We start from the raw sequence: 19,554 nt of genomic DNA on the forward strand, positions 1-19,554 counted from the left end.
TCGCTTCCTCTACGACGGTTGGCAGCGCGCTGTCGAACGCTCGCGCGGTTGGGCATCGAGCACGCCGGGCTGAGGACTACTCCTTAGGCACGCGCTCCGGGAAGTCGGACATGATCCCGTCGACCGACCAGTTGCGGAACGCCGCGATCTCCTTCGGATCGTTCACCGTCCAGGCATTCACCTTCAGCGACGCCGCGTGCGCGGCCCGGATCAGCTCCGATGTCACGTATGCGCGATTCGGGTGCAGCGCCCAGAGCCCGAGCGCCCGCGCGCTCGCGAGCAGCGCCGCGCGGTCCGGCGAATCCGAAAAGAGGAACGCGCGGCGCACGGTGGGCGCCGCGGCCCTCGCGCCTTCGAGCGCCGACCACCAGAAGCTGGACACGTACGCGTCGGAAGAGCCGCGTCCCGCAAGGCGCTTCGCGACGCTCGCGCCCGTGTCGCGCGCGCGGGTCTCGTCCTTTTCACACTTCAGCTCGACGTTCACGGCCATGCGACCGCGGCAGAAGTCGAGCACCTCGTCGAGGGAGAGCGACGACTTCTCCGTTGGGCGATCGTGCGTGATGAGCAGCCGGCCGTCCCGTGTGAGCCACACGTCCGTCTCGACCTCATCGCAGCCGAGCTCGAGCGCCTTCTGGAACGACGCCATGGTGTTCTCGGGGGCATGACCCATCGCCCCTCGGTGTCCTATGCGGCGCATAACGCGATTCTGCCTTGCCGCTCAGCGCGTCACTACTGTTGACCTCTTGAAGCTCGGTTCAGCGTTGATCGTCGCCGTCCTGGTTGCCTGCGCGGCTCCGGCGCCGACGCCGAGCGCCTCGCCCGCGCCGGTGGTCCGCGCGGCCCTCCGGAACGTGATCCTCCAGCCCGCTGACCTCGCGGCGGAGTACGTGATGGAGAAGGACGAGGAGATGACACCCGACGACCTCGCGAACGGTCTGGGCGCGACGCAGGCCGAGCTGAAACAGCGACTCGCGGTCGGCTACGTGCGAACGTTCGTCAGGAACGGCGACCCATTCGTCTGCTGCGCGGTCGACTCCATCCTCGTCGCGACGGCCGATGAAGGGGCAGCGGTCGCGACGGCCAACGAGTTCCGCAAGAGAGCGCTCGAGCTCGGGTCGATCGAGACGGCTCTGGGCGACACCGTCGGCGACGAAGCGCGCGCATTCACATTTCAGCAGCCGACAGGCGACGGGTATTTGATCACGCTCACGGTCCTATTTCGCTACGCCAACGTCGTCGATGCGGTCGAAGTCACAGGACAGCCCGGCTCATTCGAACGCCCGTACGTCCTCGAGCTCGCGAAGAAGCAGCTCGAGCGGCTCCGCGCGGACGCCCAGAAGCGCTGATGCCAGACTGGACCGCGCGGCGATGAAGTTCCCCATCTTCGACATGGAGCGCATGCAGTCCACCTGGGAGCACCGGGTGAAGTACGACCTGTCCGAGTCAGGCGTCGAGGCCATGACGCTCGAAGAGATCGCGCGTGATCAGAAAGAGCTCATGCGCTCGAAGCTCGGCTACGCCGAGGGCGTGGGCCGCGAGCAAACGCGCGCGCTCATCGCGGGATTCCATTCCGGAAGCGACGCGAAGAACGTGCTCATCACGACCGGGACGAGCGAGGCCAACTTCCTCGCGCTCTTGACGCTCGTCTCGCCCGGCGACGAGGTCGTCGTCGTCATGCCGAACTACATGCAGGTGCACGGCATCGCTCAGGGCCTCGGCGCGCGTGTGCGCGAGGTGTGGCTGCGCGAGGAGCGTAGCTGGCGGATCGATCTCGACGCGCTCGCGGCTGCGGTGAACCAGCGCACGAAGCTCATCTGCGTCTGCACCCCGAACAATCCGACCGGCCAGGTGCTGTCGCACAGCGAGATCGATCGCGTCGTGGCGATCGCCGCGAAGCACGGAGCGTGGATCCTGTCCGACGAGGTCTACCGCGGCGCCGAGCTCGACAGCGTGGAGAGCGCGTCGTTCTCAGGGCGCGGCGAGCGGATCGTCGTCACGGGCGGGCTCTCCAAGGTGTACGGGCTACCGGGCCTGCGCATCGGATGGCTCGTCGCCTCCGAAACGGAGGTCCAGAACGCGCTTCGCCTCAAGGACTACACGACGATCGCGCCGGCGACGGTGTCCGAGTCCCTGGCCGAGATCGCCCTCGAGCGGCGTGACGAGTTGCTGAAGCGGGCGCGCTTCATCCTCGGGGAGCGCTGGCCGAAGCTCGAGGACTGGGCGGCAACGCACTCGCGCGAGCTCCACTGGACGGTTCCGCAGGCAGGGGGGATCTGTTTCTTCAGCTACCGCTTCCCGCTCGAGTCGATGGCCCTCGTCGATCGGCTCATCCGCGAGTATTCGACGATGGTGGTCCCCGGCATCCACTTCCGCGCCGAGCGGCACCTGCGCATCGGCTACGGCATGGAGTCGCGGATCCTGCACGCCGGCCTCGCGGCGATCGACCGCTTGCTCACCTCGCTCGGGGACTGAACCGGCCGCGGCGCCATACTCTTGCTCGCCCAGCAGGGCAGCACACGGAGGTAGTTCATGACGATCACCGTCGGCCTTCTGCTCGCGCTCATCGCGCTCGTCTGCGGCATCCTCATGCTCGTCTCGGGCCGCTGGTCGAAGTGGCCGCTCGCGGCTATCGCGATCATCTGCCTGGCGCTGAACCAGAGTGGTCTCATAAAGCTCTAAAAGGGCCTCCTGGGCGTCCGGGAGGCTTCCGGACAGGCGACCGAGCGCCCTAAGATGCGCCCACAAATGGCGGCTCGTCCGCTGCATCTCTTCGAGGCCGGTGTGGTCACGGAGACGCGCTTCGCGGGGATGGCAGCCGCTCCCGGCGCGCTCTCCGAGCACTTCGTTCGACGACTCGGACCGGAGAAGCACGTCCGAGTTCCGTTCAACCCGCGCGACCGCTGGGTGAGCGCGGCGCGCGAGGCCTGCCGCACCCTCGGCGAGGCCATCGGGTCGTCGATGCGCTCCGGCGCCGCCTGCGCGGTGCTCGGCGGCGAATGCACCCTCATCGCGGGCAGCCTGGCGGGTGCGCTCCCGGTCGAGCCCGAGCTGGCGCTCGTGTACTTCGACGCCCACGGCGACTTCAACACGCTCGCGACGACGCCGTCCCACTACGTCGGCGGCATGTGCCTGGCGCACGTCTGCGGCCGCTCGGTCGCGCCGCTCCTGTGGCCGGGCTCGCACAAGATCGCCGAGGACCACGTCGCGCTCGTCGGCGGGCGCGCTCTAGACGCTGGCGAGCGGACGAATCTCGACCGCTCGAAGGTCACGCGCATCCGCTTCGACTCCGAGCAGGCGGACACCGCGGGCGTCATCGCCTTCGCGCGCAAACGGAGGATCTGGCTGCACGTCGACATCGACGTGGTCGATCCGGCCGAGGTCAGCGCGGTCGTGTTCCCCGCCCCCGGTGGCGTGTCGCTGGCGCTGCTCGGCGAGACCATCGCGTCGCTCGCATCCATTTCCGATGTCCGTGGCTTCGAGCTCTGCGGGTACGACGCCCGACAGGATCCGGGCGGCAAGCTCCCGAGCGCGATCGCAGACCTGTTCTCAGTCTTCCGATCGAAGGTCCTCGCCTAGCATCATCGCGTGCCCACGCGGTTAGTCGACCTCACGCTGACGCTCAAGGACGGACTCCGCACGTGGGACATCAAACCGCCGTTCACGATGCTGCCGTACATGAACGCCGCGACGTTCAAGCTCGGCTTCTCCACGAAGCTCCTCATCATGGAAGACCACACCGGCACCCACGTCGATGCGTCGCTCCACTTCTACGACGGCGTGCGGCGCACACCGCGCGGTGCATCGATTGCGGAGCTGCCGCTCGAGAAGCTGTACGGCGACGCGGTGTGCATCGACGTGAGCGCGAAGCGCGCCGACGAGCCTGTGACGGCGGAGATGCTCGCGGCCGCGGTCGACAAGCAGCATGTCGAGATCCGTAAGGACGACATCGTGCTCGTGCGGTTCTGGTCGGGCACCTGGGGCGGCGATGCCTTCCTCGGGGCGCGCGGCCTCACGAAGGAAGCCTGCGAATGGCTCGTCGAGCGCGACGTGAAGTGCGTCGGCGTCGATCATCCGAACCTCGAAGGGCGCGTCGCGGAAGAGCTTGGCAATGCTGAGTGCCCGGGACACGTGCTGCTGCTCCATCCCGATCGCCAGATCCCGATCATCGAGAACCTCGTCGGACTCAAGGGCCTGCGCGGAAAGCGCTTCCGTTTCTTCGGGCTACCGCTCAAGATGGACGGCGCGACCGGATCGCCGATACGCGCGGTCGCGCTGATCGATGATTAGCCCTTCGGCGCAAGCCACGATCGGAACATGGATCGGCCTCGGCTCTATGCCGCTTCGGTCGCGCTCGCCGTCCCAGCCGCGGTATTCGCGCTTAACGCGCTCGTGTCGTATCGCGAGCGCGGTTTCGTCGAGCTCTTCGATCTACCGGCAGCGATCGCGTTCGCCATCCCGTCGTTCTGGTCGGCCGCGGCTCGCGACCAGCGCTCCACGGCGCGGTCGCTCTGGTGGCGGTCTACCTGGTGACCGCGCTCGCCGGCGGTGTTCTCGCGTTCGTCTCGTACTGGGTCGCCACGCTGGTGCTCGCGCTGCAGGCCCTGCCCGTCATTCGCGACGCGCGGGCCCGCAGCGCGGTCTAATCGTCAGTCGGCGTCGTGCGTGGTCGCCAAGGTGAGATCGCCCAGCCAGGCCTCGAGATCGCGACCGACTTTGTCGGTCGGGACCGTCGCGCTCTTCGACACACGGAGATGCCGCGGCGGCTCGGGAAGCGCACGCTGCGCCCAGTGCTTTCCACTCCCCGGCTCACGCCACTGGATCACCGCTGTCATCTGAGTCTCCTTACACGTCGCTGTAGAGATGGAACTCGTACGGGTGCGGCCGCAGGGCCACCTGCTTAGCGCTTGCACGTTTGAAGCCTAGCCACTCCTCGATGAGGTCCTCGGTGAAAACGCCCCCGCGCATGAGGAAGTCGCGGTCCGCGTCGAGCGCGTCGAGGACCTCCTCGAGTGAGCCCGGCGTCTGCTTGACGGAGCGGTGCTCGCCTTCGTACAGGTCCTCGTCGATCGGGGTCGGCGGCTCGATCTGGTTGATCACGCCGTCGAGGCCGGCCATGAGGCACGCGGAGAACGACAGGTATGGGTTGCATGACGGGTCCGGCGCGCGGAACTCGAGGCGCCGCGCCTCGGGCTTGTCGAAGTACGTCGGGATGCGCACGCAGGCCGACCGGTTGCGCTGCGAGTAGACGAGGTTGATCGGCGCCTCGTAGCCCGGCACGAGCCGGCGGTACGAGTTCGTCGTCGGAGCTGCGAACGCGAGGATCGCGGGCGCGTGCTTCAGGAGCCCGCCGATGTAGTGGCGCGCCGTCTCCGACAGGAGCGCGTAGCCGCCCTTGTCGTAGAAGAGGTTGCGGCCGTCCTTCCACAGGCTCTGATGAGTGTGCATGCCCGACCCGTTGTCGCCGTACAGCGGCTTGGGCATGAAGGTCACGACGTAGCCGTTCTTCGCCGCGACGTTCTTCGCGATGTACTTGTACTTCAGGACCTTGTCCGCGGTCTCGACCATCGTGCCGAAGCGGATGTCGATCTCCGTCTGACCGGCGGTGCCGACCTCGTGGTGATGCACCTCGACGGCGATGCCCGACGCGATCATCGCGCGGACCATCTTCGAGCGCAGGTCCTGCAGCTTGTCGGCCGGCGGGACCGGGAAGTAGCCCTCCTTGAAGCGCGGGCGGTGCGCCAGGTTCGGCGTCCCGTTCGACCCCGAGTTCCAGATGCCTTCCTCTGAGTCGATGTAGTAGAAGCCGAAGTTCGCGCTCTGGTCGAAGCGGAGCGAGTTGAAGATGTAGAACTCGATCTCCGGTCCCCAGTACGCGATGTCCGCGATGCCGGTCGTCGGCAGGAACGCCTCCGCCTTCTTCGCGACATACCGCGGGTCGCGCGAGTACGGCTGGCGCGTGATCGGGTCGATGACATCGCAGACGATGTCCATCGTCCTCACCTCGAGCACCGGGTCGATGAACGTCGAGGTCGCGTCCGGCAAGAGCAGCATGTCGCTCTCGTGGATGTGCTGGAACCCACGGATCGACGAGCCATCGAAGCCGATGCCGTCGACGAAGAGACCCTCTGAGAGCTCTTCGACCGGGATCGAGAAGTGTTGCCATGTGCCGGGCAGGTCGACGAAGCGGAGGTCGACGATCTGGACGCCTTCCTTCTTCGCCATCGCCAGTACGTCTTTGGGTGAGGTCTTCGGGGTGGGCGGCGCGGCGGTCGCGGGGCGCTCGCGCTCGATGGTCAACGTCATCGGTCAACTCCCCACACGTGTTGTTGACCGAGAGCATCCCGCGCGAGTCCCTTCGGGTGAACGGGGCCTGGGTTTCGCTTGGGTTGTGGAACGGTGCCTACCGCTCATCGCAGGGGGAGAACCCCCTGCAACCCCAGATATGTAAGTTGACACTTTCGTAAGTGTGTGCTCACATGTGGACATGGAAGCCGCGATCCGCGCCATCGCCGAGCCCCGCAGGCGGGAGATCCTTCGCCTGGTCTGGACCTCGGAGCTCGCGGCAGGCGTGATCGCCAGCCACTTCGACGTGACCCGCCCGGCGATCTCGCAGCACCTGCGCGTCCTGAAGGAGGCGGGCCTGGTGAGCGAAAGACGAAGCGGCACCAAGCGCCTGTACCGGGCGCGGCCCGAGAGCATCGCGCAATTGCGTGCCTACCTTGAGTCGTACTGGGACGAGAACCTGCGGCTGCTGAAGCAGGCGGCGGAGCAGGACGAGCAAAGGGGGACCCGTCGTGACCGTCGACACAAAGGCAATTGAGAAGGTCATCACCATCGCCGCGCGTCCGGAGACCGTCTTCCGGCTGCTGACCGACCCGAACGAATACGTCCGCTGGAAGGGGAAGATCGCGCAGTTCGAGCCGCGACCGGGCGGGAAGTTCCACGTCGACTTCCAGAACGAGAAGGACATCGTCGACGGCCGATTCGTCGAGGTGATCCCCTCACGGCGCGTCGTCTTCACCTGGGGCTGGAAGGACAGCCCGGTCGTCCCGCCGGGCTCGAGCACGGTCGAGATCGACCTTGAGCCGGACGGCCAGGGCACGCGACTCCGACTCGTGCATCGCGGCCTCCCGGACGGCGCGCTCGCGTCGCACACCGAAGGTTGGGACTACTTCCTCCCGCGGCTCATCAACGTCGCCGAGGGCCGCGACGTGGGCACCGACACCGGGCATCACACCGCTGCCAAGACGCAGGAATAGAAAGGGGACACAGGACATGGCGTATCCCGTCACGCACTTCGAGGTCATTGGGAAGGACAACAAGAAGCTCCGCGACTTCTACGCCAAGGCGTTCGATTGGAAGCTCACCGAAGCTCCCGAGGACTACGCGATGGTCGACACGGGCGCCAACGGGCACGGCATCAACGGCGGCATCGGTCCATCGCGCACCGGCAAGAGCAGCGTGACCTTCTACATCGAGACCGAGGATCTGAAGGGCACGCTCGCGAAGGTCGAGAAGCTCGGTGGGAAGACGGTCATGCCGCCGATGAAGGCGGGCCCCGTCGAGCTCGCGATGTTCGCGGACCCCGAGGGCAACGTCATCGGCCTCGCCAAGGGAATGTGACCACGCACTAGTTCCCGCGCCGCGCAAAGGTCCGTGAAGAGCGGCCCCTTTGCGCGGCGCCTAGAACCGAACCGAAACCGAGGGCTCCCGATGCGCTACTGACCGGGGCGCGCCCGCTGCGCAGGCTACGGGCATGGAAAACATCAGCGCTGGCGACACCGCCTGGCTCCTCGCGTCCGCCGCACTCGTCATGCTCATGACACCCGCGCTCGGCTTCTTCTACGGCGGGCTGGTCCGTCGCAAGAACGTCCTCGCGACGATCATGCACAGCTTCTTCATCCTGTGCCTGATCAGCGTGCAGTGGGTGCTGTGGGGGTACTCGCTGGCGTTCGGTCCCGATCACGGCGGTCTCATCGGGGGGCTCGATTGGCTATCGCTTCGGGGCGTCGGACAGACGCCGAACCCCGACTACGCGCCGACGGTCCCGCACCTCGGCTTCATGGTCTTCCAGATGATGTTCGCAGTCATCACGCCCGCGCTCATCACCGGCGCCTTCGCGGAGCGCAAGCGCTTCAAGGCCTTCGTCGTGTTCACACTCCTGTGGGCGACGTTCGTCTATGACCCCGTCGCGCACTGGGTTTGGGGCACGGGTGGCTGGCTCCGCGAGCTCGGCACGCTCGACTTCGCGGGCGGCACCGTCGTGCACATCACCAGCGGTGTCTCCGCGCTCGTCGCGGCGCTCGTGCTCGGTCGGCGCAAGGGTCTTGGCATGGAGCCGATCGAGCCGCACGACGCGACCATGACCGTCCTCGGCGCCTCGCTCCTCTGGTTCGGCTGGTTCGGATTCAACGCCGGCAGCGCGATCAACGCGGGCGGTCTCGCCGCGAACGCCTTCGTCGTCACCAACACCGCCGCGGCCATGGCCGCGCTCACCTGGATGACCGTCTCGTGGCTGCACAAGGGCGCGCCGAGCGTCCTCGGTGCCGCGGCCGGCGCGGTCGCCGGTCTCGTCGCGATCACGCCGGCATCCGGCTTCGTCGATGTCTCGGCCGCGATCCTTATCGGCCTCGGCGCCGGCACCTTCTGCTACGTCGGGATCCAGGTCACCAAGCGACTGCGAGTCGACGACGCCCTCGATGTCTTTGGAGTGCATGGCATCGGAGGCATGTGGGGCGCGCTCGCGACCGGCATCTTCGCGACCGTCGCGGTGAACGCGGCCGGCAAAGACGGCCTCGTGTTCGGCAACCCGGGACAGCTCGGGGTGCAGGCGATCGCCGTCCTCGCGTCCGTCACATATTCCGCGGTCATGACCTTCGTGATCCTGAAGCTCATCGATGTCTTCGTAGGACTGCGCGTACCGGAGAGCGAAGAGGTCCTCGGTCTCGACGCGTCGCAACACCGCGAAGCCGCGTACACGATCTAAGGGAGGTAGACATGGAACTCGCAGCCTTCGCATCGTTCGCGGTCCTGGTGGTGGCTTGGCTGATCGCCCCGACCAAGGGCGAGGTCGTCCACATCGAGTCGGTCAAGAAGCCGGCCGAGGCCGCACAGGCCGCTTAACACCCAACGGTCGCATCGCGGACGCGCGGCTCCAACGGTCGCGCGTCCGCTGATCGCAGGGGGAGAACCCCCTGTCTCATCGCAGGGGGAGAACCCCCTGCAACCCCCCTAAAGGGTACGAAGTACACTCGACGAACAATTGAATACGACGGGGGAGCGCCCACGGGGCGCTGAGAGTGCGGTGAACCGCAGACCCCAGAACCTGATCTGAGTAATGTCAGCGTAGGGAGTCGGAACGCGTGAGACCTCGCTGCGGCGCTCGGATGCGCCGCTTTTTTGTTTCTTGAAAGCCGTTGTGATCGCGCATGGTGACGTCGATCCGGACGATCGCGCGCATCTCGCGGGCGCCGAGCTCGTCGTGGCCGCCGATGGCGGGACGCTCGCGCTCGAGCGCTGGGGTTTCGTCCCCCACGCGATCGTGGGCGACCTCGATTCGCTCGGAGTGGACCGCGCCGCCGACTACGCCGCCCAAGGAGTCACGGTGGTCCCCTACTCGCCCGAGAAGGACGAGTCGGATCTCGAGCTCGCGATCGCCTACGCCACCGCAGCCAAGGCGGATGACATCGTGCTGCTCGGCAGTCTCGGCGGCGCGCGTTTCGATCACGAGATCGCGAACACGCTGCTCATCGCGGCCGACATCTACCGCGGACGCAGGCTGCGCGCGGTCCGCGGCAAGGTGACCGTGCGCGCGCTGCACGGCGGCGAAGGGCTCGAGCTTGACGGCGCTGCCGGTGACCTCGTGACCCTGCTCGCGGTCAGCGGCGACGCCTCCGGCGTCCGCACTCAGGGGCTGAAGTACCCGCTGGCCGGCGAGGTGCTGCACTTCGGTGCCGCGCGCGGTCTCTCCAACGTCGTGATGTCCGCAGGCGCCACGGTCTCATGTGACCGCGGCGTGCTGCTCGTCATCGAAACAGCAAGTGGAGGTGTCTCGTGAGCTCGCGAGTGTCCTGGCGAACGGTGGACATCGTCGTGACGGCGGCGATCGCAGTCGCATTCGGCGTGGTGTTCTGGGCCTGGAACGCGTTGTGGGCGGCAGCGACTCCCGCATTCCTCGCCGTCCCGCCCGCGCAGAACATCCTGTACGGAACCTGGCTCGCGGCGGGTGTCGTCGCGGGTCTGGTCGTGCAGAAGCCCGGCGCCGCGCTCTTCGCCGAGCTCGTCGCGGCCAGCGTCTCGCTCATTCTCGGATCGCAGTGGGGTCTCGACGCCGCGCTCTCCGGTCTTTTCCAGGGTGCCGGCGCCGAGCTCGCGTTCGCGCTCTTCCGGTACCGACGCTGGCACTTCACGGCGGCGCTGCTCGCCGCGGCCCTCGCGGCCATCGGCGCGTGGATCCACGACACGCCGCTGTACTACGCGGAGCTGCCGCTCACCGATCAGCTCGTGATCGGCGCTTTCATGCTCATCTCCGCGATCGTCATCGCGGGCGTGGGCTCGTGGTGGCTGACCCGCGCGCTCGTGCAGACCGGCGTGCTCGCGCAGTTCCCATCGGGTCGGTCCCAGCAGCGCATCTAGAGTCCCTCGCGTGACCATCAGCGCGGGCGCGGCGATCGAGGCCAAGGGCTGGGGCTGGCGCCATCCTGGGCGCGAGGCCTGGGCGGTGCGTGGCCTCGACCTGCACGTCGATCCCGGCGAGCGCGTGCTCCTGCTCGGCGCGTCCGGCGCCGGCAAGAGCACGCTGCTCGGGGCGCTCGCGGGCCTCCTCGATGCCAGCGGAGGCGGCGAATCCGAAGGCGAGCTCCGCGTGGACGGTCGGCTGCCTCACGCTGCGCGCGACGCGATCGGCATCGTGTTCCAGGATCCCGAGACGCAGCTCGTCATGGCGCGCGCCGGGGACGACGTCGCGTTCGGGCTCGAGAACCACTGCCTTCCAACGGCGGCGATCTGGCCACGCGTGCACCGCGCCCTTGCGCAGGTGCACTTCCCGTATCCCGAGGACCGCCCAACCGCGGCCCTGTCGGGGGGCGAGAAGCAGCGCCTGGCGATCGCCGGTGCGCTTGCGCTGCGGCCACGTCTGCTGCTGCTCGACGAGCCGACCGCGAATCTCGATCCCGACGGAGCGCAGACGGTGCGCGACACGCTCACTGAGCTGAGGGAGATGACGCTCGTGCTCGTCGAGCACCGCATCACGGAGGCGCTGCCGCTCGTCGATCGCGTAGTCGTCATCGAGGCGGGCGGCGGTGTGGTCGCGGATGGCTCACCCCAGGAGATCTTCGCGCGCCACGGCCCGCGGCTCGCCGAGCTCGGCGTCTGGGTACCCGGTCCGCCGCCGGCAGGCCCGATCCCACGCACGAAGTTCGGCCCTGAGCTCGCGCGCGCTGACGACGTCGCATTCCGCTACCCGGGTGCCGAAACCTGGGCGCTCGGCGGCGTCGACCTTGCCGTGCGCGCGGGCGAAGCCCTCGCGGTCACCGGACCGAACGGGTCTGGGAAGTCGACTCTTGCCCTCATCATCGCGGGGCTGCTGCGACCTGCGCGGGGACGTGTGGCGCTCGAGGACGCCGAGCCGTGGTCGCTTCCCGCGCGCCGGCTCGTCACGCGTGTCGGCACGGTCTTCCAGGATCCCGAGCATCAGTTCGTCACCGGTCGAGTGGACGAGGAGCTCATGGTCGGCCCGCTGCGTGCGGGGCGCTATGCGCCCGACGCACGGCGGATCGCGATGGACCTGCTCGAACGGCTGCGACTCACCCACCTCGCTGCCGCGAATCCGTTCACGCTCTCGGGTGGCGAGCAGCGCCGCCTTTCGGTCGCGACCGCGCTCGCGACGGCGCCGCCACTCCTCGTGCTCGACGAGCCGACGTTCGGACAGGACCGTCGCACGTACGCCGAGCTCGTGTCCCTACTCGCCGCTCATTGCGACGGCGGCGGCGCGACGCTCTTCGCGACGCACGACGAGGACCTGGTCGCGTCGCTTGGCGATCGGACCCTGCGCCTCGCGGGCGGTCGCGCCGCATGAGGCTCCTCGAGCCGCTGGTCCCGGACCCTCGCGCGCCGCTCGCACGCCTGCACCCGATGGCGAAGATCGTCGCTGCGCTCATCCTGATGCTCGCGCTGTTCATCACCGTAGACCTCCTCACTTCAGGGGTCGTCGTAGGTGCGCTACTGGTGGCCGCACGCTTCAGCGGACTTCCGCCGCGCTCGCTCATGGCGCGCGCGGCCCCCCTCCTCATCGGCGCGGCCAGCCTCGGCATCTTCAACGCGGTGCTGTCGCAGAGCCCGGTGTCCGGCGCAGCGATCGCGCTGCGCATCATCGGCGTCTCACTCGCCGGCATGCTCGCGGTCGCCACGATCGATCCGACCGATCTCGCCGACGCGCTGGTCGAGCACGCGCACGCGCCGTCGCGCTTCGTCGTCGGCGCGCTCGCGGCGTTCCGGCTCTTCCCGCTGTTCTCGCGCGAGTGGGACGTGCTCGGTCTCGCGCGCCGTGCGCGCGGCATCGAGGCGGACCGAACCTATGTGGATCGGCTGCGGGCGTTCCCCGGTCGCGCGCTCGGCCTGCTCGTCGCGGCGATCCGGCGCGCGACGCGCCTCGCTCTCGCGATGGACGCGCGCGGTTTCGGCGCGCAGCCGTGCCGCACGCTCGCCCGTCCACGTGCGCTCACGCTGCCTGACGCTGTGCTCGTCGCCGGCGCGCTGGTGGTGGCGGCCGGCGCGACCTCACTCAGCATCGCGCTCGGGACGTGGCGACCGCTCATCGCGTTCTAGCCAGACGCCGGCGACACGGCGGTGCTACTACAACGTGATGCTGAAGATGCTCGATCACGTCGTCTATGTCGCACGCGACCTCGCGGCGGCAGTTGAGGACCACAGGCGTCGAGGCTTCACTGTCACGCCGGGTGGCGAGCACGCCGGCGGCGTGACGCACAACGCTCTCGTCTGCTTCGCCGACGGCAGCTACCTCGAGATCGTCGGGTTCCGGAGACCCGATCCCACCCATCGCTGGTGGAGCCACGCGACGAATGGCGGCTTCGCCGACTTCGCTGTGCTCTCGGACGACCTCGCGAAGGACGTATCCGCGCTGACCGACCTGGTCGTGCGCGAGCCGGCCGAGGGCGCTCGTACGCGTCCCGATGGCGTGTTGCTGCGATGGCGCGCCGCGTTCCTTCGCGCGCCGCTGCCATTCCTGATCGAAGATCTCACGCCGCGAGATCTTCGCGTCCCGGCCGGACACGCGGCGCGGCATGCCAACGGCGTCGCCGGTATCGCGTCCCTCGTCGTCGCGGCGCGCGACGAACGCTCGGTCGTCAAGAGCTATGAAAGGCTCCGCGCTCGCGGGGCACCCGAGATCCAGATCATCCGGACGGACTTCGACGGGCTCACCGATGTCAACTTCGCCAGTCCGCGCGGAGCGCGCTAGAGCAACTCCTGCTCGATGCGTTCGCGGATCGCGTCACGCACCTCGCGGAACGCGGCGAACCGAGTCTCGTCGTCGCCAAGCGCCGCGGATGGGTCCGGGAACGACCAGTGGCGACGCTCTTTCGCGTTGGCGAAGTACGGGCATGACTCGTTCGCGTCGTCGCATACCGTGACCACGACATCGAACGCGTCGTTGACGAACTGGGCGAGGCTCTTGGACTCCTGGAGCGAGATGTCGATCCCCTCTTCCGCCATCGCCTGCACCGCAAGCGGGTGTAGACCTCGGGCGCGCGTGCCCGCGCTCATGGCCTCGAAGCGTCCCGAGCCGAGCGCGCGCAGGTAGCCCTCCGCCATCTGCGAGCGCGCCGAGTTGTGCGTGCAGAGAAAGAGGACGCGCTTCGTGGTCATTCCTCCGGCGGTCGCGGGCTGTGCGAGGTGAACTCGCGCATCACACCGGTGACCTCGTACACGGTCCGCTCGCAGATGTTCTGGATCCGGTCGCCCATCCGCTCAAGGTTATGCGCGACCCAAAGCAGCCACGTGGCGCGATCGATCGTGGTCGGGTCCTCGGTCATGTACTGGAGCAGCTCGCGGTAGACGATGTTGTACAGGCGGTCGACCTCATCGTCCTGGAACGCGACCCGCTCGGCGGTGTGCTCGTTGCGCTGGAGGAACGCGTCGACCGCCTCGCGGAGCATCTCGCGGACGAGGCGGGCCATCTCGGGCACGTCGACGAGCGGCTTCAGGAGCCGCCGGCCCTCGTGGAGCTGGGTGACCTTCGCGATACCCGCGGCGTAGTCGCCCATGCGCTCGATCTCCGAGACGACCATGAGCGTCGCCACGATGAACCGCAGGTCGCCGGCGATCGGCTGCTGCGTTGCGATGAGGTGGATCGCGCGGTCCTCGATCGAGAAGCGCATCTTGTTGATCTGCTGGTCGCCGGCGATCACGAGCCCCGCGAGACGCTGATCGAGGGTCTGCAGCGATAGCACGCTGCGCTCGACGGCGACATCGAGAAGGCTGGTCATCGCGCGCAGGTCGGCCTGGAGCTGCGCCAGGCCGTCGTCGAGCGCCGCGCGGGCGTGGATCGAGCGCACGGTCATCCGAAGCGCCCCGTGATGTACGCCTCGGTACGTGGATCCTTCGGCATCGTGAACAGGTCGTCGGTCCGGCCGAACTCGACGAGGCGGCCGACGCCATCGTCCGCGGCGAGCATGAACGCGGTCCGCTCGCTCACGCGTGAGGCCTGCTGCATGTTGTGCGTGACGATCACGATCGTGACCTCGTGACTCAGCTCGCGCACGAGCTCCTCGATCTTGTACGTGGCGATCGGGTCGAGGGCCGAGCAGGGCTCGTCCATCAGCAGCACGCTCGGGTCCGTCGCGAGCGCGCGCGCGATGCAGAGCCGCTGCTGCTGCCCGCCCGAGAGCGCGGCGCCGGAGCGATGCAGCCTTTCCTTCACCTCATCCCACAGCGCGGCACGGCGGAGATTCCGTTCGACGAGGTCGTCCATCTCGCGACGTGTCATCTTCCAGCCGCGAAGCCGCGGACCCGCCGCGACGTTGTCGTACACGCTCATCATCGGGAACGGGTTCGGCTTCTGGAACACCATTCCGACCATGCTCCTGACCTCGACCGGATCGGTCGCCGGCGCGTAGACCTCGACGTCGCCGAGCATGACACGACCGAAGGCGCGTGCGCCCGGTGTCGTCTCGTGCATGCGGTTGAGGCAACGGAGGAGCGTCGACTTGCCGCAGCCGGACGGCCCGATGATGGCGGTCACCGCGCCGACCTCGAACGTGAGATCGACGTCGCCGACCGCCTGCGCCGCCCCGTAATAGGCGGACAGCTTCTCCGTGCGCAGCGCGATCGCGCGTGGTGTCGCCGGCGACTCGGCCACGGGCGACCGCGGCGTGGCAGCCTCGTCGTGCCGCTCGCGTGTTTCGGTGTCCGGCATCGTCACTGACATTCTCTTCTGCCCTTCCACCGCGTCAGCGGACCCGCTGCCGCGCCACGACCCGCAGCACCATGCCGACCGCACCGATCACGACGACGAGGACGAGCGAGGCGCCCCACGCCTTGGTGTGCCAGTCGTCGTACGGCGAGATCGCATAGCGGTAGATCGCGAGTGGCAGGGCACCGATCGGCCGCAGCAGGTCGGTGCTGAAGAAATCGTTGCCGAGAGCGGTCAGCAGCAGCGGAGCGGTCTCCCCGGCCGACCGCGCGAGCGCGAGGATCGAGGCGGTGAGCAATCCCGCGCGCGCGGTGGGCAGGACGATCGACAGGATGACCTTCCACCGCGGGGCGCCGAGCGCGAGCGCCGCCTCGCGCAGCGAATTCGGGACAAGCCTCAGCACCTCCTCGACGGTGCGCGCGACGATCGGGACCATGATCACCGCGAGTGCGACCGCTCCAGCGATCGCGGCGTAGTGGCCGACGAGGCCCCTGACGAGCAGCGTCCAGACGAAGACACCGATGACGATCGATGGCAGTCCCGCGATGAGCTCTGCCGCGAAGCGCACCGGCGCTGCGAAGCGGCCGGAGCGGTACTCGACGACGAAGATCGCCGCGGCGATCCCGACCGGGATCGCGATCGCGCCCGAGACGGCGGCGAGGAGGACGGTCCCGATCAGTGCGGGGGCGATGCCGCCGCCGACCTCGCCGAAGGGCTTCGGCCGCTCGGTGAAGAACGCCAGGTCGATCGCAGGCAGACCACGCACGATGACGTAGCCGAGGATCGTGACGAGGAGCGCCACCGCGACGAGCGTCGCGAGCAGGAGAAGCGCGATGACGGCGCCCTCCGCAACGCGTCTCCGAGCGATGACGCGATGACGCGCCGGGATCGCCGATGACGGAGTGGCCACCGCAACGGCCATGTCAGACCACCGCGCCCGCGGGACGATCGGCGATCGAGCGCCGAATGAGCACTCGCGCGACCGCGTTCACGACGATCCCCACGAGCAGAAGGACCAGCGCGATCTCGACGATCGCGCTGAAGTACAGGTCGCTGTCAGCTTCCACGAACTGATTCGCGATCGCCGACGCCATGGTGTAGCCCGGGATGAACAGCGAACCACTGATGTCGCGCGACGAGTTCCCGACGACCATGGTCACGGCCATCGTCTCGCCGAAGGCTCGAGCGACACCGAGGACCGCGCCGCCGATGATCCCTGGCCGCGCGTACGGCAGTACCGCCCGGCTCACGGCTTCCCACCTGGTCGCGCCAAGGCCGATCATCGCCTCGCGCTGCGTCGGCGGGACAGCGAGCAGGACCTCGCGGGATACGGCCATGAGGATCGGCAGGATCATGATCGCGAGGACCACGCCGCCGCTCAGCAGATCGAGCCCGATGGGCGTTCCGCTGAAGAGCCTGCCGATCACCGGCAGCTGGCCGAGGGTCGCCTGCAGTCCCGGTTCGATGACGGAGCGCATCACCGGGACCATCACGAAGATCGCCCAGAGGCCGTAGACGATGCTGGGGATGTACGCGAGGAGCTCGATGGTAAAAGAGACGGGCGCGCGCACCGCGCGCGGCGCGAACTCGGTGAGGTAGATCGCGGAACCGACGGCGATCGGAGTGGCGATCGCCACCGCCACCACGGTGGTGACGACGGTCCCGTAGACATAGGCCGCGGCCCCGAAAACGAAGTGCACCGGATCCCAGACGGTCGTCGTGAAGTACGAGAACCCGAAGGTCGTGAGCGACTGCCAGGCGCCGATCAGAAGGAGTACCGCGATCGCGACGAGCGTGAGCGGCACCAGCAGCGCCAGTGCCGCCACGCCAGTCGCGAACGCTCGGTCGAAGGTGCGGGTCACGAGGGCTACTTGGGCAGGACCGCGGTGCCCCCGCTGGTCACCGCACGGAGCACCGCTTCGGCGGAAGTGACGACACCAGATGGCAGTGGTGCGTATCCGAGCTCCTTCGCGAAGCCCTGCCCTTCATGCGTTCCATACCAGGCGAACCGGAGGATCGCCTGGGCCTTCGCCTTGTCCGAGATGTCCTTGCCGACGACGAGGAACGTGAACGTCGAGATCGGCCAGGCGTCCGCATTGCTCGAGTTGGTGATCGAGATCTTCGCCTGCTGGCCCTTGAGGTTGCCGAGGTCGGGCATCGTGAAGCCGTCGGCAGCCTTGGTCGTCGAGTCCAGGCTCGCCTCGACGTACTTGCCGGCAGCATTCTTCACGACGCCGTAGGTGATCTTGTTCTGGATCGCGTAGATGAGCTCGACATAACCGATCGCGCCGGGGGTGCTCTTCACGGCACCCGCGACGCCGGCGTTGCCCGAGCCGCCCACACCGCCCGGCCAGTTCACCGATGTGGCGGAGCCGACCTTGGTCTTCCAGTCCGCGCTGATCTTCGAGAGGTAATCGGTGAATACCCCAGTGGTCCCGGAGCCGTCCGAGCGGTGAACGGTCGTGATCGCCGTGTCGGGGAGCGTTACGCCGGTGTTCTCACTCGCGATCTTCGGATCGTTCCACTTCGTGATCGTCCCCAGGTAGATCCCGGCAAGGGCGTCGGGCGTGAACTTGAGCGACGCCGTCACGTTCGGGATGTTGTAGGTCGGGACGACGGCACCCATGATCGTCGGCACCATGTAGAGGCCGCCGGTGATGGCGTCGATCTGCGCATCGGTCAGAGGCACGTCGGAGGCGCCGAAGTCGACCGTCTTGTCGGTGAACGACTTGATGCCGCCGCCCGAGCCCACGGCCTGGTAGTTGATCTGGATGCCGGTGAGCTTGTTGTATTCGTCGACCCACTTCGTGTAGATCGGCGCCGGGAACGTCGCGCCCGCGCCGGTGAGTGCGCTCGCCTCGGTCGGGCACTTGCCCTTCACGGGCACGCCGCACGGGTCGGCTGCCGCGGGGCCGCCACCGCTGGGCACGCTCGTCGCGGCTGGGGTCGCGCCGCCGCAGGCGGTGAGCAAAGTCGCGAACGCCAGGGTGGACGCGATCAGGGGCTTTTTCATCTCTCTCCTACCTCCACTCATCTCGCATCCAGCCTCGCGGCACCTGGTGACAGGCTCGTGTTGCGGGATGTGTGGAGGGTGAGGGCTGTGTGAACGCTCGGTGAACGCCCGGTCTCGGGCCGGGATCGGCCTAAGGGGGTGCCGTCTCGCGGAAGCGATAGCCGACGCCACGGACCGTGTCGATCCACAACGGGTGCTCGGCGTCGTCGTCGAGCTTCTCGCGGAGGGTCTTCACGTGCGTGTCGACGGTGCGCGAGTCGCCGGCAAAGTCGTAGCCCCAGACGCTCGCAAGCAGCTGCTCCCGGCCGAACACCTGCCCCGGGTGGGCCATGAAGAACGCGAGGAGGTCGAACTCCTTCGGCTTGAGCGCGATCTCGCGACCCTCAAGCGTTACCCGGTGGCGGACCGCGTCCAGCAGGAGCCCCGCGCTCTCGAGCCGTTCCCCCACCGGGGTCACCGTCTGGCGCGTTCTTCGAAGCAGCGCGCGCACCCGCGCAACCAGCTCGCGCGTTGAGAAGGGCTTCGCGAGGTAATCGTCGGCGCCGAGCTCGAGGCCCACGACCTTGTCGAGCTCGGTGTCGCGCGCGGTCAGCATGAGGATCGGCACATCGCTCTCCTTGCGGATGCGTCGGCAAACCTCGAACCCATCGAGACTCGGAAGCATGACGTCGAGGAGAACGACGTCCGGCCGGCTCTGATGGAACGCCTCGAGGCCACGCTCGCCGTCCTCGGCCGCGAACACTTCGAAGCCTTCCTGGCGCAGCGCGTAACCGAGCGTGTGACGCAGATTCGCGTCGTCGTCGACGAGAACGATCCGTGCCACCTGCGGCCGAGCCTACCATCCGCCTCGAACGTTCACCGCGCGTTCACGGCACGGTGACAATCGCGCGCGACGCTGCTAGGTGTGATCACGGTGACGAAGCTCAGCTTCGTGCATCCCTGGGTACGGGTCGGCGTGGTGATCTTCCGGAACGACTCGATCGGGGTCGATCGCCGCGGTGAGCCGCTGCGCGTCGACCGCGACGTCGTTGTCACCGGCATCGTTCCCGAGATGGATGGGCCACTCGTCGCGTTCCGCCCGTTCACGGAACACTGCCTCTACGCCTGACCG

28 protein-coding genes and 1 riboswitch are annotated in these 19,554 nt (G+C 67.9%); of the genes, 18 read left to right on the plus strand and 10 right to left on the minus strand.

The window, feature by feature from the left end:
- Nucleotides 1–76 precede the first annotated feature (76 nt).
- A complete protein-coding gene (locus VI056_07410; GenBank protein ID HEY6202855.1) occupies nucleotides 77–670 on the minus strand; it encodes a glycerophosphodiester phosphodiesterase in 594 nt (197 codons plus the stop codon).
- Nucleotides 671–743: 73 nt separating this feature from the next.
- Here VI056_07410 and VI056_07415 point away from each other — a divergent pair, with 73 nt between their 5' ends.
- The 7 genes from VI056_07415 to VI056_07445 all read left to right on the plus strand — a co-directional run bounded on the left by VI056_07415 (nucleotide 744) and on the right by VI056_07445 (nucleotide 4,643).
- Nucleotides 744–1,346: a hypothetical protein gene (locus tag VI056_07415; protein HEY6202856.1), complete on the plus strand. Its 603-nt coding sequence runs from the start codon at nucleotides 744–746 to the stop codon at nucleotides 1,344–1,346.
- 22 nt (nucleotides 1,347–1,368) lie between these two features.
- The gene (locus tag VI056_07420) at nucleotides 1,369–2,472 is read left to right on the plus strand and encodes an aminotransferase class I/II-fold pyridoxal phosphate-dependent enzyme (GenBank protein ID HEY6202857.1); all 1,104 of its coding nucleotides are present in this window, start codon (nucleotides 1,369–1,371) and stop codon (nucleotides 2,470–2,472) included.
- A gap of 57 nt (nucleotides 2,473–2,529) precedes the next feature.
- A complete protein-coding gene (locus VI056_07425; protein ID HEY6202858.1) occupies nucleotides 2,530–2,679 on the plus strand; it encodes a hypothetical protein in 150 nt (49 codons plus the stop codon).
- 66 nt (nucleotides 2,680–2,745) lie between these two features.
- Nucleotides 2,746–3,576 carry an arginase family protein gene (locus tag VI056_07430; protein ID HEY6202859.1) on the plus strand — a complete coding sequence of 277 codons (831 nt, stop codon included), beginning with the start codon at nucleotides 2,746–2,748 and terminating at the stop codon, nucleotides 3,574–3,576.
- A gap of 9 nt (nucleotides 3,577–3,585) precedes the next feature.
- On the plus strand, nucleotides 3,586–4,287 hold the full coding sequence (locus tag VI056_07435; GenBank protein ID HEY6202860.1) for a cyclase family protein: 702 nt from the start codon (nucleotides 3,586–3,588) through the stop codon (nucleotides 4,285–4,287).
- Nucleotides 4,288–4,314: 27 nt separating this feature from the next.
- On the plus strand, nucleotides 4,315–4,530 hold the full coding sequence (locus VI056_07440; protein HEY6202861.1) for a hypothetical protein: 216 nt from the start codon (nucleotides 4,315–4,317) through the stop codon (nucleotides 4,528–4,530).
- Nucleotides 4,512–4,643 (plus strand): hypothetical protein, encoded by a 132-nt coding sequence (locus VI056_07445; protein ID HEY6202862.1) that lies wholly within the window; start codon nucleotides 4,512–4,514, stop codon nucleotides 4,641–4,643. Before VI056_07440 ends, VI056_07445 begins: the two co-directional genes overlap by 19 nt.
- Nucleotides 4,644–4,646: 3 nt before the next feature.
- On the opposite strand, the gene VI056_07450 is transcribed toward VI056_07445, so the two are convergent.
- Together VI056_07450 and glnA are read right to left on the minus strand one after the other, a co-directional pair.
- A complete protein-coding gene (locus VI056_07450) occupies nucleotides 4,647–4,832 on the minus strand; it encodes a hypothetical protein (protein ID HEY6202863.1) in 186 nt (61 codons plus the stop codon).
- A gap of 10 nt (nucleotides 4,833–4,842) precedes the next feature.
- On the minus strand, nucleotides 4,843–6,222 hold the full coding sequence (glnA, locus tag VI056_07455) for a type I glutamate--ammonia ligase (protein ID HEY6202864.1): 1,380 nt from the start codon (nucleotides 6,220–6,222) through the stop codon (nucleotides 4,843–4,845).
- A 262-nt stretch (nucleotides 6,223–6,484) separates the two neighbouring features.
- On the opposite strand from glnA, the gene VI056_07460 reads away from it, so the two are divergent.
- The 10 genes from VI056_07460 to VI056_07505 all read left to right on the plus strand — a co-directional run bounded on the left by VI056_07460 (nucleotide 6,485) and on the right by VI056_07505 (nucleotide 13,477).
- The gene (locus VI056_07460; protein HEY6202865.1) at nucleotides 6,485–6,820 is read left to right on the plus strand and encodes a metalloregulator ArsR/SmtB family transcription factor; all 336 of its coding nucleotides are present in this window, start codon (nucleotides 6,485–6,487) and stop codon (nucleotides 6,818–6,820) included.
- Nucleotides 6,795–7,259 carry an SRPBCC domain-containing protein gene (locus tag VI056_07465; protein HEY6202866.1) on the plus strand — a complete coding sequence of 155 codons (465 nt, stop codon included), beginning with the start codon at nucleotides 6,795–6,797 and terminating at the stop codon, nucleotides 7,257–7,259. Before VI056_07460 ends, VI056_07465 begins: the two co-directional genes overlap by 26 nt.
- A 16-nt stretch (nucleotides 7,260–7,275) precedes the next feature.
- Complete coding sequence (locus tag VI056_07470) at nucleotides 7,276–7,623, plus strand: VOC family protein (GenBank protein ID HEY6202867.1); 348 nt, start codon at nucleotides 7,276–7,278, stop codon at nucleotides 7,621–7,623.
- A gap of 133 nt (nucleotides 7,624–7,756) precedes the next feature.
- A complete protein-coding gene (locus VI056_07475) occupies nucleotides 7,757–8,986 on the plus strand; it encodes an ammonium transporter (protein ID HEY6202868.1) in 1,230 nt (409 codons plus the stop codon).
- A gap of 11 nt (nucleotides 8,987–8,997) precedes the next feature.
- Complete coding sequence (locus VI056_07480; protein HEY6202869.1) at nucleotides 8,998–9,123, plus strand: hypothetical protein; 126 nt, start codon at nucleotides 8,998–9,000, stop codon at nucleotides 9,121–9,123.
- A 140-nt stretch (nucleotides 9,124–9,263) separates the two neighbouring features.
- Nucleotides 9,264–9,369, plus strand: a riboswitch (TPP riboswitch).
- A 37-nt stretch (nucleotides 9,370–9,406) separates the two neighbouring features.
- Nucleotides 9,407–10,057, plus strand: a complete 651-nt coding sequence (locus VI056_07485; protein ID HEY6202870.1) for a thiamine diphosphokinase — start codon at nucleotides 9,407–9,409, stop codon at nucleotides 10,055–10,057.
- Nucleotides 10,054–10,635: an ECF transporter S component gene (locus VI056_07490; protein HEY6202871.1), complete on the plus strand. Its 582-nt coding sequence runs from the start codon at nucleotides 10,054–10,056 to the stop codon at nucleotides 10,633–10,635. The genes VI056_07485 and VI056_07490 overlap by 4 nt, the downstream gene beginning before the upstream one ends.
- 16 nt (nucleotides 10,636–10,651) lie before the next feature.
- Nucleotides 10,652–12,076 carry an ABC transporter ATP-binding protein gene (locus VI056_07495; protein ID HEY6202872.1) on the plus strand — a complete coding sequence of 475 codons (1,425 nt, stop codon included), beginning with the start codon at nucleotides 10,652–10,654 and terminating at the stop codon, nucleotides 12,074–12,076.
- Complete coding sequence (locus VI056_07500; protein ID HEY6202873.1) at nucleotides 12,073–12,825, plus strand: energy-coupling factor transporter transmembrane component T; 753 nt, start codon at nucleotides 12,073–12,075, stop codon at nucleotides 12,823–12,825. The genes VI056_07495 and VI056_07500 overlap by 4 nt, the downstream gene beginning before the upstream one ends.
- A 37-nt stretch (nucleotides 12,826–12,862) precedes the next feature.
- The gene (locus VI056_07505) at nucleotides 12,863–13,477 is read left to right on the plus strand and encodes a VOC family protein (GenBank protein ID HEY6202874.1); all 615 of its coding nucleotides are present in this window, start codon (nucleotides 12,863–12,865) and stop codon (nucleotides 13,475–13,477) included.
- On the opposite strand, the gene VI056_07510 is transcribed toward VI056_07505, so the two are convergent.
- From VI056_07510 to VI056_07540, 7 genes are all read right to left on the minus strand, one after another.
- On the minus strand, nucleotides 13,474–13,884 hold the full coding sequence (locus tag VI056_07510; protein HEY6202875.1) for an arsenate reductase ArsC: 411 nt from the start codon (nucleotides 13,882–13,884) through the stop codon (nucleotides 13,474–13,476). The genes VI056_07505 and VI056_07510 overlap by 4 nt on opposite strands.
- A complete protein-coding gene (phoU, locus tag VI056_07515; protein ID HEY6202876.1) occupies nucleotides 13,881–14,579 on the minus strand; it encodes a phosphate signaling complex protein PhoU in 699 nt (232 codons plus the stop codon). The genes VI056_07510 and phoU overlap by 4 nt, the downstream gene beginning before the upstream one ends.
- Complete coding sequence (gene pstB / locus VI056_07520) at nucleotides 14,576–15,433, minus strand: phosphate ABC transporter ATP-binding protein PstB (protein HEY6202877.1); 858 nt, start codon at nucleotides 15,431–15,433, stop codon at nucleotides 14,576–14,578. Before pstB ends, phoU begins: the two co-directional genes overlap by 4 nt.
- 34 nt (nucleotides 15,434–15,467) lie before the next feature.
- Nucleotides 15,468–16,352, minus strand: coding sequence for a phosphate ABC transporter permease PstA (pstA, locus tag VI056_07525; GenBank protein ID HEY6202878.1), 885 nt, complete (start codon nucleotides 16,350–16,352; stop codon nucleotides 15,468–15,470).
- 1 nt (nucleotide 16,353) lies between these two features.
- Complete coding sequence (pstC, locus tag VI056_07530; protein ID HEY6202879.1) at nucleotides 16,354–17,292, minus strand: phosphate ABC transporter permease subunit PstC; 939 nt, start codon at nucleotides 17,290–17,292, stop codon at nucleotides 16,354–16,356.
- Between the two features lie 5 nt (nucleotides 17,293–17,297).
- Entirely contained in the window at nucleotides 17,298–18,443 is a 1,146-nt protein-coding gene (gene pstS, locus VI056_07535) for a phosphate ABC transporter substrate-binding protein PstS (protein ID HEY6202880.1), read from the minus strand.
- Nucleotides 18,444–18,573: 130 nt separating this feature from the next.
- A complete protein-coding gene (locus tag VI056_07540; protein HEY6202881.1) occupies nucleotides 18,574–19,266 on the minus strand; it encodes a response regulator transcription factor in 693 nt (230 codons plus the stop codon).
- Between the two features lie 90 nt (nucleotides 19,267–19,356).
- Between VI056_07540 and VI056_07545 the strand changes: the two genes are divergently transcribed.
- Nucleotides 19,357–19,551, plus strand: coding sequence for a hypothetical protein (locus VI056_07545; GenBank protein HEY6202882.1), 195 nt, complete (start codon nucleotides 19,357–19,359; stop codon nucleotides 19,549–19,551).
- Nucleotides 19,552–19,554: the final 3 nt, after the last annotated feature.

This window comes from Candidatus Limnocylindria bacterium (assembly GCA_036523395.1).
Lineage (GTDB): Bacteria > Chloroflexota > Limnocylindria > P2-11E > P2-11E > CF-39.